The following is a 14,588-nucleotide window of genomic DNA, read 5'->3' on the forward strand; positions in this document are numbered from 1 at the left end:
CATTTCAAATGAAAAAGCACCCAGCCGATGCCGGGTGCTTTCAAAAAGTTATTTCTCGATTTTATTACCTTCATAAATCTTTACATCAAGTGGGGCTGCTAAATATTCAGGAGCCCTTCCTACAAATGATGTGAAATGTACACTTGCATTATGGCTCTCAACGGCTGATGAGTCCTTCCATACTTCAACCATTGTGTAGACATGTTCTCTTTCAGTATCTTTCATTAAATCGTATGAGATATTACCTGCTTCTGCTCTGGATGCAGCGACTAGCGGGCGGATTTCTTCTAAAAATGCCTGTTCCTGGATAGGGTTGATCTTAAATTCAGCGTGAATGATAATCATACTGATTCTCCTCTTCTCGTACTATTATTTCCATTCTGTGATGGATTCAACTGGTAAACGAACTGATTTGTAGCCTGCATCTGCCGCTTTCCCGATTGAAATCAGCATAACCGGGTAGTAACGTTCTTTATCCATGCCATAGGCTTCAGCAATTTGGTCTTTTTCGTAACCACCTATCGGATTTGTATCATATCCGTGAGCGCGTGCAGCAAGCATCAGCTGCATAGATACCAAACCTGCATCGATGAGGTTCATCTCCCTGAACTGATCGACCGGCATCGTTTCGAGTAAACCTTTAATGGCAGGAAGCTGTCTGTCTCTTACTTCTGCAGGCATATACCCCTCTTCGACTGCCTTATTATAGATTTCATCTGCATAGTCAAGGCTGTTCATATCGACAAATACTGCAATAACGGCAGAAGAAGTCTTGACTTGTGTTTGATTGAACTTTGCAAGTGGAGCAAGTGCTGCCTTTCCTTCTTCGCTGTCAATGACAAGAAAACGCCAAGGCTGCAGATTGACGGATGAAGGGGCAAGGGTTGCCTCTGTAAGGATTTCAGTCATTTCTTCTTTGCTGATTTTCACTGACGGATCATAGTTACGGATGGAACGACGACCTGTGATGATTTCGTTAAAGTCATTGATTTTTGTTGTATTCATGATGCATTCTCCTTCTTGTATGATTTCTTAAGATTCAATGTCCTGTACATTATCTTGGATACGATTTAGCATGTCCGAAAGAATTGAACGTTCTTCTTCTGTAAAAGTCTTGAAGACCTTAGAGATGAAAATCTCTTTCTCTTCCCGGTAAGCTTGAATCTTCAGCCTTCCTTCTTCTGTCAGGCGGACAAAGGTGAAACGGTTGTCAGCGGGATTTTTACGCCGCGAAACCATTCCTTTTCCTTCAAGCTGTTTTAAATGCCTGGTAACAGCCGCACTATCGATATTCACTTCACGTTGAAGTGCCGTCTGGCTGATTTCTTCTACTTCAAACAGCCTGTGCAACAGGTCCAAACGCGATTGACTGATTCCAGTACACCGCTCAAATTTCGGACTCATTTGCTTATATATATCATTGAGTTGAATGATGATCTTCTCTTCTTCACGACACGAGTTGGACAAAGCATCCTCCTCCTTATAGATAATTGACAGGTCAATTGTTGACCCGTCAATTAATATAATATATTTAAATATAATAGTCAATCAAATAGGTTTGTGTATTAAAAAAAGCCGGCTTAAAGAGATACGATCCTTTAACCAGCTTTCTTGCTTCATTCCTTGACTTCAATATACTTAAACGACAATTCTTTCAATTTCTTAATGATCTCCTCTTCATAATCACCTGTAAAGGGGATATGTTCATCGGCATAGTCAGATAGCCCTTCATGGTAGCCCACCATCACTGCATGCTTCGCTTTCCTGAACATACTAACGTCATTGGCATCATTTCCAAATGCAATAAAATCCTCTTCAGAAACTCCAAATGTTGAAAGAGCACTCCATTTATGTATATTGGCAGGGCTGAGATCCACTACCTTTTCATTCGTATGGGTATTCACAACGATATCCAGGGACTTCAAATCTATCAACATATCTTGAAAATTAGTTGATGTTAACAACAATATCTTCACAATCGAATTCAGTGATTCAACCGGAAGGGAACTGGCAAGATTGGCTGGATCCAAAAAATCCAGGATAGGGTGATTGTTAGGACCTGTATAAGCATAATCCCACTCACTATCGATTAAATACGTCGCTTCATATTGGTCTATAAGCTCATGAATCTTCGCAAGGTCGTTTGGATGAAAGGATGTTGAATGTATGACTTCTCCATGTTGATAGAGAAGAGATCCGTTACCGCCTATTAATGGATAAGAATGCAATCTCACATCCAGGACGGGAAGCATATCGCGAATCGGCCGTGCAGATGCAAAAAATAGTTCGTGACCACTCGATTTCAAATCCAGCAAGGATTGAACAATTCTTTTAGAAACAGGCTCACCTTTAAAGCAAATTGTACCGTCTAAGTCAAACACAAATTTCATGATAAACACCCTCTCTCAATATGTATGATTTTACCATAGGAAAGAGGATTTAGTAATCATTTTCAATAGCTACTAGTTACTCCTTTGGCAAGTCCAACGCTTGATAGGCGGCCTGATACTTTCCACCTTCTGCAACTTCTGAATGATACAGTGCTTTAAGAGCAAACGTCCTCTCTAAATTCATTTCTTCCATCAATACTTTCAGGCGTGACTGCAATTCTTTATTATCCCTAACCAACAGTTTCATTTGTGATTTCACATATCTCATAATGTTGTATTTCCCCTTTTCTCATTAAACAATTCATCAAGTATACCACCGATGGCCACCGTTCTAAAGTGGTTTCTTTCTTAAAGGCTGTTTTCGTAAATATTGTTGCTTTTGGATGTAGCGAGTGGCGGTTGATTTCCGCTACAGGTGCTCGCTTTCCGCGGGGCTGGCGGTGAGCCTCCTCGGCTACGCCTGCGGGGTCTCACCTGTCCAGCGTTTCCCGCAGGAGTCAAGCACCTTCCGCTCCAATCAACAGACGAAAAGTTTGACTATCACAAAAGAAATGTGGAGATTGCGTATGCCACTGCTTTTTCATTCGTTGCAGTGACTGATTTTCATATAATAGTCCTTTACTCTTTTTACACGCTGTTCAATTCGTCTTTTTCTTGTTAATATAAAACCTCATCTAAAAATATAATCACTGGACACAGGTTTTTTCCCGATTTCCCTTGCCCACACGGATAACTGACCGATGTGATGGATTTCATGGGCCACTACATGCTGCAGAACCTTTTTGTAGGTGAAACTGTAGGTTCTTCCAGATCTTGTTTTCATATTGAATTCTTTCTTGTCGTAGGCTGGGATCCATAAGGAGAGAAATTGTTCAGTTTGTTGCCGGGTGTTTTCTGAAAAGCAAATGACTTCGTCTAATGTTGAGACGGTATGTACGTCCTTCATCAGCACGGGTTTCCCCTGCAGCTGATTCATCCAAATCTGTTCACAATCCACCACATGATAAAGGTTCTTTAGAATACTTCCCATTCCGCCTTTCCGCTCTTTCAGCAATTCTTCATTCTCGATTTCCCTGCACCAATCAAACCAGTCTCTCCTTACTTCCCAATTATAAGAAAAAAGTTCTATCATTCTCTCATCTATCCCTTCATTTCATTATGTGATTTAATACCGCTATTCCATGAACAATCCAACCACAATGATCCGTAACCCATTCAATGCACAAAAGGTCCCATAAATCAGCATTGTCATTCCCGTTCCAAAACCATAGGGATCAAATGGGCTTACAGATAAACCCGTTACAAGCATGATCAAAGGACTGAGAAGGAAACATGTGACCCCCGCCCATATCCGCTTCTTTTTACTGCTTCCTGAAACCTTCACGACTAAAAAATTGGTGAATAGCAAAATCGTCACAAGCATCATTACCAAAAGAAACAATATGCCCCAATCACTCATACCAATATCTCCTTCTTATCTCTAACTATAAGCAACCCAAAAGGAAAGTCCCCAACTCAATACGAGGAACAAGAGACTGGCAATGAAGTAGGGACTCTTATTCGAAGAGCTTGCGGATTCATATTCATACTTGAACTGATTATTCGTGATAAACTTAGCAAAAGTACCTGCCTGATTGAATTGTGCCTTTTTCGAGATGTTTGTCACCCACCCAAGTGCAAAGAAACAGAGACTGGAAATGAAGGCCGTATCCATCAAACTCCAATTTTTTAATGAGCTGACCATTATGGTAGAACTCAACATCAACGTAAACAGAATCAATACGACCGTAAGGAATAAGAATCTTGCAGGTATGATTCTTTCTAATTGTTTACTGAATTGATCGATGAAGAATGCTATCCCCGTCCCGATGATTAGGATGATGATCGTTAGTAAAACATTAAAATAGTAATACAATTTATTGACCTCCATTCATAAATAGTTAACCTCCTAAAACGAAAAGAAGAAGAAGATAGCATCGATGACTCCCAAACATAAAAGAGTGATGAGTATAGACGTTTTCTTCCAGTATCTTTTAAAGTACAAAAATAGCAAGGTGAAATATAAGAATCCTGCAGTGAAAAGGAATACAAAGAATTCCCTCGTCGACTTTCTATCAACATGGACTCCCTTCACATGAACCCATTGCAACTGTTGGTTGATATCCAGTGGGACCGTGAAGAACATCAGTCCGAATCCAATCAGCATAAACGCTCCCAGTAAATTTAGAAGGGAATACATACTCAACTGTTTTTTTGTATGATGATCTATAATCGTTTCATAATCAACATCGCTCTTTTCAACTCTTAATTCCATAAAAAAATCCTTTCTGCCTGTTCTTTCCTACTACTACGAAAGAACAAACAGAAAGGTTTCAAACAATACTAAATTTGTCATTTTTTAGCAATATCTTGTCCCAAATATCTGCCTAAATATATCCCACTCGAAGCTGCCTGAGATAAAGAATGGGACTCTCCAGAGCAATCACCAATCAAAAACAAATCAGGGACTTCCGTTTCAAAGTTCATGTCCGTCGGTAATTTAGGCTCATAGAACTTCGCATCCATGCCGTACAGGAGTGTATCAGGATGCACCTTCTCACCAATAAGCTCTTCCAAGCAAGCCATAAACTCAAGAAGCGCCTTCCCATACAGATCAGGAACCTCTTCCCGTACATTCCCACATTCCCCGTCGAGGGACGGACCTACAAGATTCCCTTCCAACGAAGTTGACTTTCTATGTAACTGAAAATCTTCCAGCCTTTGAACGACAATCCTCTCCCGTCCTTGATTGATGCTTCCAATAATACTCAATGCATATTCCATGGCTTCATCATGGGAAGGGAAATATTGAGGCACGAATAAGCTGAAATTTAAATTCGCACTCGGGCTTTCCTTCTCACGTTCATTTTGTCCATCCGGCATCACAACCCCATGCTGATGTTTACGGATGATCCTCCCACGGGGATTCATACAATACGTGGTTGCACTGAAGGAATCTCTTTCAATCTTCAACTTCGTTTCAAACGTATCCTGCAATATCGACTGCAGCTGATCCCCTTTCATCTCTACACGAATCCCCAGATCCAGACGGGTTTCTCCAGGATGAAGTCCAAGAGATGCGGCTTGTTTTTTCAACCACGAGCTGCCGCTCATCCCGGTTCCGATCACTACTTTTCCAGTGGTGAATTCACCTTTATCGGTTTGGATCCGAAAGCCTGATTCATGTATTGATACCCTATCAACGTGCGTTTCAAAATGGAAATGAACCCTGTTTTTCAGAAACTCATATATCTTTTGGAACACTTCATTCGCCAGAATTGTCCCAAGATGTCGAACCTCCGTTGATAGTGCCCGTAAGCCTGATTGTACGGCCTTATTCGAAAGATCCTTATTTTTTGTACTGTAAATAGGTCTGATGCCGCCACCAAATTCACAGAGGATCTTGTCCACTTCCTTCATTAAGTCAAGGGTATGCTGCTTTCCGATCTTCCTGCCAAGCTCTCCTCCGAAATCATTCGTATAATTGAACTTCCCTTCTGATTTACCGAGGCCGGCAAAGCCGATATATTTACTGCATAGACCCACACAGGTGCACTCTCTACCGGCATCTAATCCACACACCCGCTCACTCAGTTCCTTGCCAACATCGATCATATGGATGGTGAGATGCTCATTTTGGTTCATCAAGGTGTAAGCGAGAAACACACTGCTCACACCTGCTCCTATGATGGTGATGTCATGATGATTTGATTGCATCCTCCGCTCCTCCTTTTAGTTGAATACGTGCCTATGCCACTTTTGCAGCACGGTACCAATATGGTCCCTTGATTTGCTCCCGGTATCTTTCCATTTCAGACGGAAATAACAGGTTTGCATGAATTGTTGGACAGTCATTTGCTCTCTGTAAAAGGATAGGGAATATCCATTTTCCGTGTAACGTTCATTTACAGAACCGGACAAGTTCATCAGCCATGTATGCAGCTCTTCATCAGTCAACCCTTTTTCGACCAGTGCCTCAATGGCTGAACATAAGCGTCCATCCTCGTTATCTACATAAGTTGCTTCTTTGAATATGCATGATTTGACGATATCAAGACTTCTCTGATGAAGCTCCCCTGGAAATTGGGGGTGTCTGATGACTTCCGTTAAATAATCGGCTCCGTGTGCAATGCTATGGGCCCATCCCTTCCTTTGGACATAACCCCGGGTATCGACTTCTGCCTCTAAATAATGAAAACAGGCATGAATTGCTTCCTGGACTTTTTCAGAGGGTAAAAATGGCCGTTCACGGTCTTTAGCCAAAAGTAATGCCAGTACTAAAGATGAAAATGCCCGTGTGAAGACCGAATCATCTTCCTTTTTTCCGATTTCATTAAATAAGTGACTTTCGTCTATACAAATATCAAATAGAAATAACATTTGCTCTTGGGATAGGTGGTTTCCTTCCATCAATCTGTAAAAGCTTGTATAAATCAACGAATCCCTTAATTCTCCATCGATGGAACCAATGTGGTGGACCATATCTTTTAATAATGCATCCATGTCCCAGTCTTTTATGGAGTCTGGACATGTGAAATCGATTCTCCTCATTTTCTCTTTTAAATGTTCTTCCGTTATCATATCCGAATTCTCCCCGCAATAAATCTATTTCTATCCTACCATAAAACACTTTGAGAGGTCCGTCCCTCTATTTATCTATTAAACTATGCTGCAAATACGGAATGGAGGAGAGAGTGGAGATGGCACCTGCCAGCATGATTGTATAGTGTGTCCCGATGGATTCTGCCAATAGTCCCGCCAGGAATGCGGCAAGGGGCATGAATACCCACGTCATGAGACGGCATGTGGCCTGCACTCTTCCCAACAGGTGATCTGGCGTCAGTGTTTGCCTTATGGTAATGATGCACGGGCTCATCATCGATGCACAGAACGTCCCGACTGCATTCATGATGACAAGCCCTGTATAAGATTCCATCCAACCGAAACAAAGGATCGATAGTCCTCCGATCATAGAAGAACCAAATAATATGCTGCGATAAGAGAACCGCTTCCGGAACAGGCTCGACGTCACCGCACCCAAAATAGCGCCTACTCCTCCCATTGATAATAACCATCCTATCGAAACCGTGTTCAATTGGATGGAATCCTTAAGGTGAAACACCAATAGTGTAAGGAATAAAGTAGTTCCGAACACAGAAGCTACCATGGCGAGGTTGGTATACAAAATCGGTTTGGTCTTTACGACGTATACAAACCCTTCCCAGATCCCTCCCCAAATCGAAATCACTGGAACCTTCTTCTCCTTCATCCGCAGACTTGCAATGGCAAGGAAAGACAGCAGGAAGCTGACGCTGTTAACCATCAAGGCGTAGCCTGGATTAAAGAAGGAAATAATCAATCCTCCCAGCCCCGGGGCGATAAACACCGCTAAATTGAAAATCCCTGAATTCACGGAATTTACAGCCTGAAGGTCTTCTCCCCTGACAAGTCCGGGTATCGAGGCAAATTGAGATGTATTATATATTTGACTCAATAGTCCAATACCGAACACCGCAGGGTAGATCATCCACATTTCCAGAATTCCCAGTATGAAGAGAACCCCGATCACACCGACAAGTAAGCATCGCCCTAAATCACATAGTAGAAGCAAGTGCTTACGGTTAAACCGATCAGACAGTATCCCTGCAAATGGCTGCAGTAAAATCGGCAGCCTCTCAAGAGCGGCCACGATTCCCATGCTGACAGGTGATCCGGTGATACTCAGTACCATTAGAGGAATGGCGATTAAATAGATCTGGTCCCCGAAAAATGAAATCAAATTCCCACCCATGAATCTGAAAACGGAATAGTTTTTCTTTAAAGGCGGTAGTTCATGCATTTGATTAATACTGACCGACGGTTCTCCCAAGTTACTTCCTCCCCCTTTAGTCCATTAGATAGTGCATCAATTCTTTTGACAGCGATTCTACAGCGTTCTCTTTCAAGCGGTATTTTCCATCCTGGATGTCGACAAGCCTGGCTGATCTGAGGATTTTCAAATGATGATGGACGGTGGATTTCCCCATGCTCAGTTCATTCGTGATTTCCTGCAAGGTGCGTTCTGATCGTTTTAACAATTTCACCATCCTGAGGCGCGCATCATCCCCGAGGGCTTTATGCTTCTGTACAAGAAAATAGTCTGGCATATCCTTATCGTCAGGGTAGATACTTTCATTGGCTACAGGGTAATAAAACACTTTGACTCCTTCTACATCTCCTTCAACATTCCAAGGACGGTAAATGGATTGTGGAATGAGTAGGACTGTGTGGACTGCAGGCTCCGGCAAATAGGTGATGCCGCCTGTCGCCCATTCCACTAAAGCTTCGGGATTGAGCTTTTCACTCATCTCTTTCTTCGACTTTCTATCCCTTGTTAATATTCCGGACAGTGTCTCTTGTTCAGGTAGAATCACTTCTTCATACCAGCGGGTCATCACACTCTTTACGTGCCTCTTAAGGTTGTGGACATTCGTCGTGCAGATGAATTCAATATAACCTGGATAATATGGGTTATCATCACTTTCTTGTTTCAATCTGTTCCGTGATGCTACATCACCTTTAGAAGCGAGCATGCGAAATTCCTGCAACTTCATTCCTATATAAGGAATGCAATGGTATTTGAATTTTTCATCTTCCAATTCATCCACATTGGTAATGAACTCATCCAAGGATCGGAATTCTTTTTGATGCAATAGTAGGAGCAAGGATTTCCAGGTATTATTCTTTTCTACATACTCCAAGTCTTGAATCAGAGAACGGGATAAAGATTTTTTTAACTTGTCCCATGATTCTTTGGTTTTTTCTAACGTTTCAATGAGCCTGGTATTGGTTATTGCCGCAATCCCCAAAGCACATTCCCATAGAAGGGAAGCTTCCATTTTCACTTCGTATGTTTCTCTTTTCCGACTGGTCATATGGAGCACATCCATATTGATCCACCCCTTTTCCAAAAATTTCTTCTTAATGAATATTCTATAATTACCGAACGGTGAATTCAATATAAATCGAACAAAAAAAATCAAATGAGTTAATTCTTATAAAAAAATCGTTGAAGATACTTTTCTTTCTGATGATGGAGCAAAAATATTGTTTTTCACTAGCTTTTAAGGACAAAAAGGGTTTAAAGATGCATTTCTAAATGGGGAGTGAGGTTGTTCATTACCGGAATTGCGTCATTTTCTGTCTTGATTGCGTCATAATTTACTTTATTGCATCATTTTGGATGTCGATTGCGTCATTATCACAAGAATTGCGTCAAATCCTTTGTAAATTGCGTCTTTTTGAAAATTATGGAAATTCCAGCCCTCTCTCCGCCCCGATCTACTGCACAGCAAAAAAGCACACAAATCCCATACAGGAATTCATGTGCTTCAATTAAAAGTGTTATGATTTAACTTTATCTTTCTTGATCTGCTTACTTCTCAGCTGACCGCATGCAGCATCGATATCCGTTCCCTGCTCCACGCGCACTCCACAGTTGATACCATGCTCCAGCAGGGTACCATAGAATTCAACAATTGCTTCTTTAGTACTTCTTTGATACTGGTTGTGTTCGTCGACCGGATTATAAGGAATCAAGTTCACGTATGAAAGGTGACGCTTATTCTTCAGAAGCTTCGCCAGCTGAAGTGCCTCTTCCTTATGATCATTCACATCACTTAAGAGGATATACTCAAATGTGATTCGACGATTGGTCTTCTCTAGATAATAATCAATCGCAGGCATGAGTTTCTCTAAAGGATATGCACGATTGATCTTCATGATCCTTGTACGCAATTCGTTGTTTGGCGCATGAAGGGAAACAGCCAAATTAATTTGGATGTTTTCATCAGCAAACTTGTAAATCTTATCTGCCAGTCCACTTGTTGATACGGTAATATGACGCGCTCCGATGGAAAGACCTTTCTGGTCATTTACAACTCGGAAGAAGTCCATCATATTATCATAGTTATCGAACGGCTCACCGATTCCCATAACGACGATATGACTGACACGTTCGCCGTTCCCTGCTTCATCCAGGTGATGTTGAACATTCATGATCTGTTCCACAATTTCACCACTTGATAAGTCGCGATTCTTCTTTAACAGTCCACTTGCACAGAATGTACAACCGATGTTACAACCTACCTGTGTTGTGACACACACACTCAATCCATAGTTGAAACGCATCAAGACGGTTTCAATCAGGTTCCCATCCTCAAGCTTGAATAAGAATTTAATGGTACCATCCTTTGATTCCTGCTTGATTTCCTGTGTGAGTGTATGGAGATAGAAGTGATCTTCAAGAAGTTGAACACAATCAGCGTTCAGGTTCTTCATATCAGCAAAGTTTGTCACACGTTTCTTATATAACCAATCCCATACTTGAGCTGCACGGAATTTCTTTTGACCGTTCTCTACGAGCCAAGACGTTAATTGATCTAATGTTAATCCATATATGGATTTCTTTTCCATTTAAAACCCTCATTTCGAAACTCTACAATTTTCTACTTATCTATACTACTTAAAGTATGGGAATGTTTCAAGGGATTTATAAGTGTTGAGAAGAATTGGAATTCCGTAATATAGTATAACATTAGAAAAATACACCTTTTGTTTACCTCTTTTGTCTTAATGATTGATCCGAAGAATGAAATCGTCCAATTTTTCTTTGTTTTTCAGCTTGTCATTGCACTCATCACTGTCCTGGCATATATAATTCCCTTTTTTAACAAAAGTACCTTGAGCAGATCCCTTGGATTCTGACATGTAAAACCCAATACTAGAAAAGGTGTTACAAATGGTGCAGATCCCTTTTTTACTGCTGTTTTTAAACGTTCCTCTAAATCCTTTTAATTCCCCGTTGTATTCTGCAATCATATATTTTCGTTCCTGACCGTAATCATTCCAGCCTAAATAGGAGATGTCCCGGAAATCAATATCTTCCCAGTCAGGTGTCTTCAATTTTTTAACCTTGGGAAATAACTTTCTTACTGCATGATCATTCACTGTCGGAAAGGGGATCACATATGACTTTAATCCGATTAAATAATCTTCAGCATGTTCTGTATCACGGATATCTTCTATTGGTTTAAGCACCGTTTGCTGTGAAGGCGAAAGTTTATCAAACAGATTTGTCACTTTGTCCTGCACAAGTCCCTTTAAAGCTTGTAAGACACTCAAGTCATTCACGGTTGCATATCCATTGATCAGCACTTGTGTTTGATAAGAAATAAAATTATATTGATCATTCCGAATAAATGGTTCCATCATAATCGCTCCTAAATACCTGTGTTTTATATACCCTGCACTCTTCGATAAACTCGGGTCAATCATTCCTGCTACAGGGTGTTCCCTTATACTATATACCTTTACAGATCATCAGGGTATGTATAGTTTCATTTAGAATTGATCATTACACAGAAAAAAAGCACTGATTCTCTCAGCACTTTTTGTATACGATTTTCTTGATTGTTTCACTTGAAAGGTAATGGTCATCAGCCAATTCATGAATTGACTTTCCATTCCGGAAAGCTGTTCTGATTTCAGCATTTCTTTCATCCATGACCCTTCTAGTACCGGAACGGCTCCCCCACTTAAGGTGCTCTGATTTCGGTTTTGGTATATAGATTGTTTCCCCCTGTACGTATTTCTGGATCTCGCTCACTAACGATGGAGGCAGCACATTATCTGCTTTTACATATTTCATTTCAGTCAGCTCCTTATTTTCTTGTGAATTCAGTCAATAAGGTGCAAAGCCGACTTACTAGAAACGATCTTTCATGGCGATTACATCATATTCCGCCCCATGCAAAGTATCGCCTTTCTAATAATAGGCTTTGCATGAGACGCTCGGGACTCTGGTATGTTTGTATTCACTACCATGTCACCACCTCCCTATAAGAATATTTTCTTCTATTATAAGAGAATTCCTGTTTCTAAGCATTATCTTACAAGGATACACTTTTATTTTTAAAAAATATTGAATTTAGAAGCACTCTAATATGGTATAATCTTCTAAATCTTACTAAGGAGTTGTTTAGCATGTTTTCTTTTACCGTAGATCAAGAGATCTCGATCGAGCTATTTCAACAGCACCATAAAAATGAGCTATACGAACTGATTGATTCAAACAGGGATCATCTTCGCAGATGGCTTCTATGGGTGGATAAACGGCAATCACCAGAGGACTTGGAGCCGATCATTCCAATATGGATTCGAAAATACGCAGATAACGATGGATTTGATGCCGGTATTCGGTATCAAGGAAGATTAGTCGGTATGATCGGGCTTCATTATATCGATTGGAAAAGCAGGAGTACAAGTATCGGATACCTTCTTTCCCGAGAGGCTGAAGGAAATGGGATCATCACCCGCGCCGTTTCCTCACTACTACACTATCTATTTATCGAAATGGATTTAAACAGGGTGGAAATTCAATGTGCCATCAACAATAAGAAGAGCATGGGGATCCCGGAACGATTGGGATTCACAAAAGAAGGAATCACCCGGGATGGTCAATGGTTATATGATCATTATGAAGACATCTTGACATATAGTCTGTTGAAAAGGGATTGGAAGGCGTCTTGATAGATTACATATTAACAAACAACCAGCTTCTTCTAGTTAAAGCTGGTTGTTTAGTGTTCACCTTATACTGTACCCTTTATTGATGCACGTCTCTACCGCCTCTCCGATCTTCCTCATGAATTTCTCCAACTCAGTCCACTCGACTGAAGGATCCTGACAGTGAAGCAGTCCGATGACAATGAATTGCAAGTCATCTGTCTTTATGATCCCAATGTCATTACATACACCTTCTAATCCACCCGTCATGTGGAACCAAGGCAATGAAAAACGAAACCCATCTGGATCCTCCTGATTTTTCATTCCTTTAAGAATGGCCTCCCTGTGATCAGGTTTTGAGCTTTCGTGGAGTAAAAGATCCATCATTTGAAACAAACCCTTTGGAGTTCCGATATTATTCACTTTATCTCTATTTTGGTCAGATACTTTACATTCAACATTTAAACGTGCAAGAGATTCATTCAGGTACTGTTCCGGGAGTTCCTCAATCAAATTCATGTAAGACTCGTGGCTATGTTCACAGACTGCTAAATACAGATCTTCGTTTACTACTGAATAGTTACTCCTTGAAACCAGTATGGAGGTAATCCATTTTGCAACGCTTGCCAATGGAAACCACTCATCCTCATTTATGGTAACCGTCTCCTTACTGTTCGTATCATACAGGTAAAAACCGAATAGCGTATTGGCTGGAACTTGTTCAGTGATTAGTCTCTTTAATTTCTCAGTTTCTCTAAGATTCAAACCATACACCTTCCAAAGCCTTCACGTATCTCTCGGCAGATTTCTGCACTCTCTCATGGGCATTTTCCTTCACAACCCGGTGGAACGCATTATATAAACGGTCAAATTTCAAGTCTTTGACCACATCCGCCATCTCGCTCACTTTTCTCGCAGGTAGTGGGATAAGATTTGGATAGCTGTACATGAAGCTTACCCATTCCCTGTCTGCGACAACCTGGATGATATCCCCTGTAAGGAGAATACCTTTGTTGTCGAAACCTTCCTTCCATTGAAGTACGGCACCGCCTTTGAAGTGTCCGCCAAGGCGGTGAATGGAAAGACCATTATGCAATTGCAAGGAATCACCGGACCAATATACAATCCGTTCACTTTCCCTCATCACCCACTCCCGGTCATCCTCGTGGATATAGATGGGAACGTCAAAAACTTCCGCCCATTCCACCTGTGTGGAATAATAATGGGGATGGGACAATGCTATGGCGTCCAAACCTCCAAGTCTAGTAATTTCACTGATCGTCTCTTCGTCAAGATAAGAAATGCAGTCCCATAAAAGGTTGAACCCGTCTTCCTGAACAAGATAAGCTGTCTGGCCAATGGCGAATTCAGGTGTTGTCTTCACACTATATAATCCTGACTCCTCAAGTCTTATCGTATTCCGGAAAGAATCCCTCTTCATATTGTCAAGGGTGGTCCAGGTTTGACCAGCAGGACCTACGTACTGTCTTTCTTCTTCACAAATCAGGCAATGTTCAGGTACGTCCATTGATTCTTTGTACTGTACACCGCATGTATCACATATGTATCTCTGCATACAAAAACCCCCGGGTAAATTTATTAGTAGTACTTACT

General features: G+C 41.1%; 19 protein-coding genes. 1 reads left to right on the forward strand and 18 read right to left on the reverse strand.

The genetic code is table 11. The features are described 5' to 3' along the window. Positions 1–48: 48 nt before the first annotated feature. The 16 genes from SLH55_RS08910 to SLH55_RS08985 all read right to left on the reverse strand — a co-directional run bounded on the left by SLH55_RS08910 (position 49) and on the right by SLH55_RS08985 (position 12,117). Positions 49–345, reverse strand: coding sequence for a putative quinol monooxygenase (locus tag SLH55_RS08910; RefSeq protein ID WP_320323245.1), 297 nt, complete (start codon positions 343–345; stop codon positions 49–51). A gap of 24 nt (positions 346–369) precedes the next feature. Beyond that, positions 370–1,005: a nitroreductase family protein gene (locus SLH55_RS08915; RefSeq protein WP_320323246.1), complete on the reverse strand. Its 636-nt coding sequence runs from the start codon at positions 1,003–1,005 to the stop codon at positions 370–372. Between the two features lie 27 nt (positions 1,006–1,032). Then, positions 1,033–1,467 carry a MarR family winged helix-turn-helix transcriptional regulator gene (locus SLH55_RS08920; RefSeq protein ID WP_226673894.1) on the reverse strand — a complete coding sequence of 145 codons (435 nt, stop codon included), beginning with the start codon at positions 1,465–1,467 and terminating at the stop codon, positions 1,033–1,035. A gap of 149 nt (positions 1,468–1,616) precedes the next feature. Beyond that, positions 1,617–2,390 (reverse strand): HAD-IIB family hydrolase, encoded by a 774-nt coding sequence (locus SLH55_RS08925; RefSeq protein ID WP_219168699.1) that lies wholly within the window; start codon positions 2,388–2,390, stop codon positions 1,617–1,619. Between the two features lie 76 nt (positions 2,391–2,466). Beyond that, a complete protein-coding gene (locus SLH55_RS08930; protein WP_219168700.1) occupies positions 2,467–2,658 on the reverse strand; it encodes a hypothetical protein in 192 nt (63 codons plus the stop codon). Between the two features lie 402 nt (positions 2,659–3,060). Continuing rightward, positions 3,061–3,522 carry a DinB family protein gene (locus SLH55_RS08935; RefSeq protein WP_320323247.1) on the reverse strand — a complete coding sequence of 154 codons (462 nt, stop codon included), beginning with the start codon at positions 3,520–3,522 and terminating at the stop codon, positions 3,061–3,063. Positions 3,523–3,564: 42 nt separating this feature from the next. Then, positions 3,565–3,849, reverse strand: a complete 285-nt coding sequence (locus SLH55_RS08940; protein WP_219168702.1) for a hypothetical protein — start codon at positions 3,847–3,849, stop codon at positions 3,565–3,567. 21 nt (positions 3,850–3,870) lie between these two features. Then, the gene (locus SLH55_RS08945; RefSeq protein WP_219168703.1) at positions 3,871–4,305 is read right to left on the reverse strand and encodes a hypothetical protein; all 435 of its coding nucleotides are present in this window, start codon (positions 4,303–4,305) and stop codon (positions 3,871–3,873) included. 33 nt (positions 4,306–4,338) lie between these two features. Next, the gene (locus SLH55_RS08950; protein ID WP_219168704.1) at positions 4,339–4,704 is read right to left on the reverse strand and encodes a hypothetical protein; all 366 of its coding nucleotides are present in this window, start codon (positions 4,702–4,704) and stop codon (positions 4,339–4,341) included. 77 nt (positions 4,705–4,781) lie between these two features. After that, a complete protein-coding gene (locus tag SLH55_RS08955; RefSeq protein WP_320323248.1) occupies positions 4,782–6,146 on the reverse strand; it encodes an NAD(FAD)-utilizing dehydrogenase in 1,365 nt (454 codons plus the stop codon). 15 nt (positions 6,147–6,161) lie between these two features. Further along, on the reverse strand, positions 6,162–7,010 hold the full coding sequence (locus SLH55_RS08960) for a DUF2785 domain-containing protein (RefSeq protein ID WP_320323249.1): 849 nt from the start codon (positions 7,008–7,010) through the stop codon (positions 6,162–6,164). Positions 7,011–7,077: 67 nt separating this feature from the next. Then, positions 7,078–8,298, reverse strand: a complete 1,221-nt coding sequence (locus SLH55_RS08965; protein WP_320323250.1) for an MFS transporter — start codon at positions 8,296–8,298, stop codon at positions 7,078–7,080. A 16-nt stretch (positions 8,299–8,314) separates the two neighbouring features. Further along, positions 8,315–9,358, reverse strand: coding sequence for a metalloregulator ArsR/SmtB family transcription factor (locus tag SLH55_RS08970; RefSeq protein ID WP_320323251.1), 1,044 nt, complete (start codon positions 9,356–9,358; stop codon positions 8,315–8,317). Between the two features lie 454 nt (positions 9,359–9,812). Next, positions 9,813–10,883: a 23S rRNA (adenine(2503)-C(2))-methyltransferase RlmN gene (rlmN, locus tag SLH55_RS08975; protein ID WP_219168708.1), complete on the reverse strand. Its 1,071-nt coding sequence runs from the start codon at positions 10,881–10,883 to the stop codon at positions 9,813–9,815. 156 nt (positions 10,884–11,039) lie between these two features. Next, a complete protein-coding gene (locus tag SLH55_RS08980; protein ID WP_219169338.1) occupies positions 11,040–11,678 on the reverse strand; it encodes a FusB/FusC family EF-G-binding protein in 639 nt (212 codons plus the stop codon). 172 nt (positions 11,679–11,850) lie between these two features. Then, a complete protein-coding gene (locus SLH55_RS08985) occupies positions 11,851–12,117 on the reverse strand; it encodes a CD3324 family protein (protein WP_219168709.1) in 267 nt (88 codons plus the stop codon). 335 nt (positions 12,118–12,452) lie between these two features. Here SLH55_RS08985 and SLH55_RS08990 point away from each other — a divergent pair, with 335 nt between their 5' ends. Continuing rightward, positions 12,453–12,998 (forward strand): GNAT family N-acetyltransferase, encoded by a 546-nt coding sequence (locus SLH55_RS08990; RefSeq protein WP_219168710.1) that lies wholly within the window; start codon positions 12,453–12,455, stop codon positions 12,996–12,998. A 57-nt stretch (positions 12,999–13,055) separates the two neighbouring features. Here the strand turns inward: SLH55_RS08990 and SLH55_RS08995 are convergent, their stop codons facing one another. Then, a complete protein-coding gene (locus SLH55_RS08995) occupies positions 13,056–13,739 on the reverse strand; it encodes a serine hydrolase (protein WP_320323252.1) in 684 nt (227 codons plus the stop codon). Next, complete coding sequence (locus SLH55_RS09000; protein WP_219168712.1) at positions 13,729–14,550, reverse strand: hypothetical protein; 822 nt, start codon at positions 14,548–14,550, stop codon at positions 13,729–13,731. Before SLH55_RS09000 ends, SLH55_RS08995 begins: the two co-directional genes overlap by 11 nt. Between the last annotated feature and the right edge of the window lie 38 nt (positions 14,551–14,588).

The sequence above is a fragment of the Rossellomorea sp. YZS02 genome (genome assembly GCF_033963925.1).
Taxonomy (GTDB): Bacteria; Bacillota; Bacilli; order Bacillales; family Bacillaceae_B; genus Rossellomorea.

Coding starts and splice junctions, on each gene's coding strand:
- SLH55_RS08910 (WP_320323245.1), bottom strand. CDS start 345: ATGATTATCATTCACGCTGAATTTAAGATCAACCCTATCCAGGAACAG.
- SLH55_RS08915 (WP_320323246.1), bottom strand. CDS start 1,005: ATGAATACAACAAAAATCAATGACTTTAACGAAATCATCACAGGTCGT.
- SLH55_RS08925 (WP_219168699.1), bottom strand. CDS start 2,390: ATGAAATTTGTGTTTGACTTAGACGGTACAATTTGCTTTAAAGGTGAG.
- SLH55_RS08930 (WP_219168700.1), bottom strand. CDS start 2,658: ATGAGATATGTGAAATCACAAATGAAACTGTTGGTTAGGGATAATAAA.
- SLH55_RS08935 (WP_320323247.1), bottom strand. CDS start 3,522: ATGATAGAACTTTTTTCTTATAATTGGGAAGTAAGGAGAGACTGGTTT.
- SLH55_RS08940 (WP_219168702.1), bottom strand. CDS start 3,849: ATGAGTGATTGGGGCATATTGTTTCTTTTGGTAATGATGCTTGTGACG.
- SLH55_RS08950 (WP_219168704.1), bottom strand. CDS start 4,704: ATGGAATTAAGAGTTGAAAAGAGCGATGTTGATTATGAAACGATTATA.
- SLH55_RS08955 (WP_320323248.1), bottom strand. CDS start 6,146: ATGCAATCAAATCATCATGACATCACCATCATAGGAGCAGGTGTGAGC.
- SLH55_RS08960 (WP_320323249.1), bottom strand. CDS start 7,010: ATGATAACGGAAGAACATTTAAAAGAGAAAATGAGGAGAATCGATTTC.
- SLH55_RS08970 (WP_320323251.1), bottom strand. CDS start 9,358: ATGGATGTGCTCCATATGACCAGTCGGAAAAGAGAAACATACGAAGTG.
- rlmN (WP_219168708.1), bottom strand. CDS start 10,883: ATGGAAAAGAAATCCATATATGGATTAACATTAGATCAATTAACGTCT.
- SLH55_RS08980 (WP_219169338.1), bottom strand. CDS start 11,678: ATGGAACCATTTATTCGGAATGATCAATATAATTTTATTTCTTATCAA.
- SLH55_RS08985 (WP_219168709.1), bottom strand. CDS start 12,117: ATGAAATATGTAAAAGCAGATAATGTGCTGCCTCCATCGTTAGTGAGC.
- SLH55_RS08990 (WP_219168710.1), top strand. CDS start 12,453: ATGTTTTCTTTTACCGTAGATCAAGAGATCTCGATCGAGCTATTTCAA.
- SLH55_RS09000 (WP_219168712.1), bottom strand. CDS start 14,550: ATGCAGAGATACATATGTGATACATGCGGTGTACAGTACAAAGAATCA.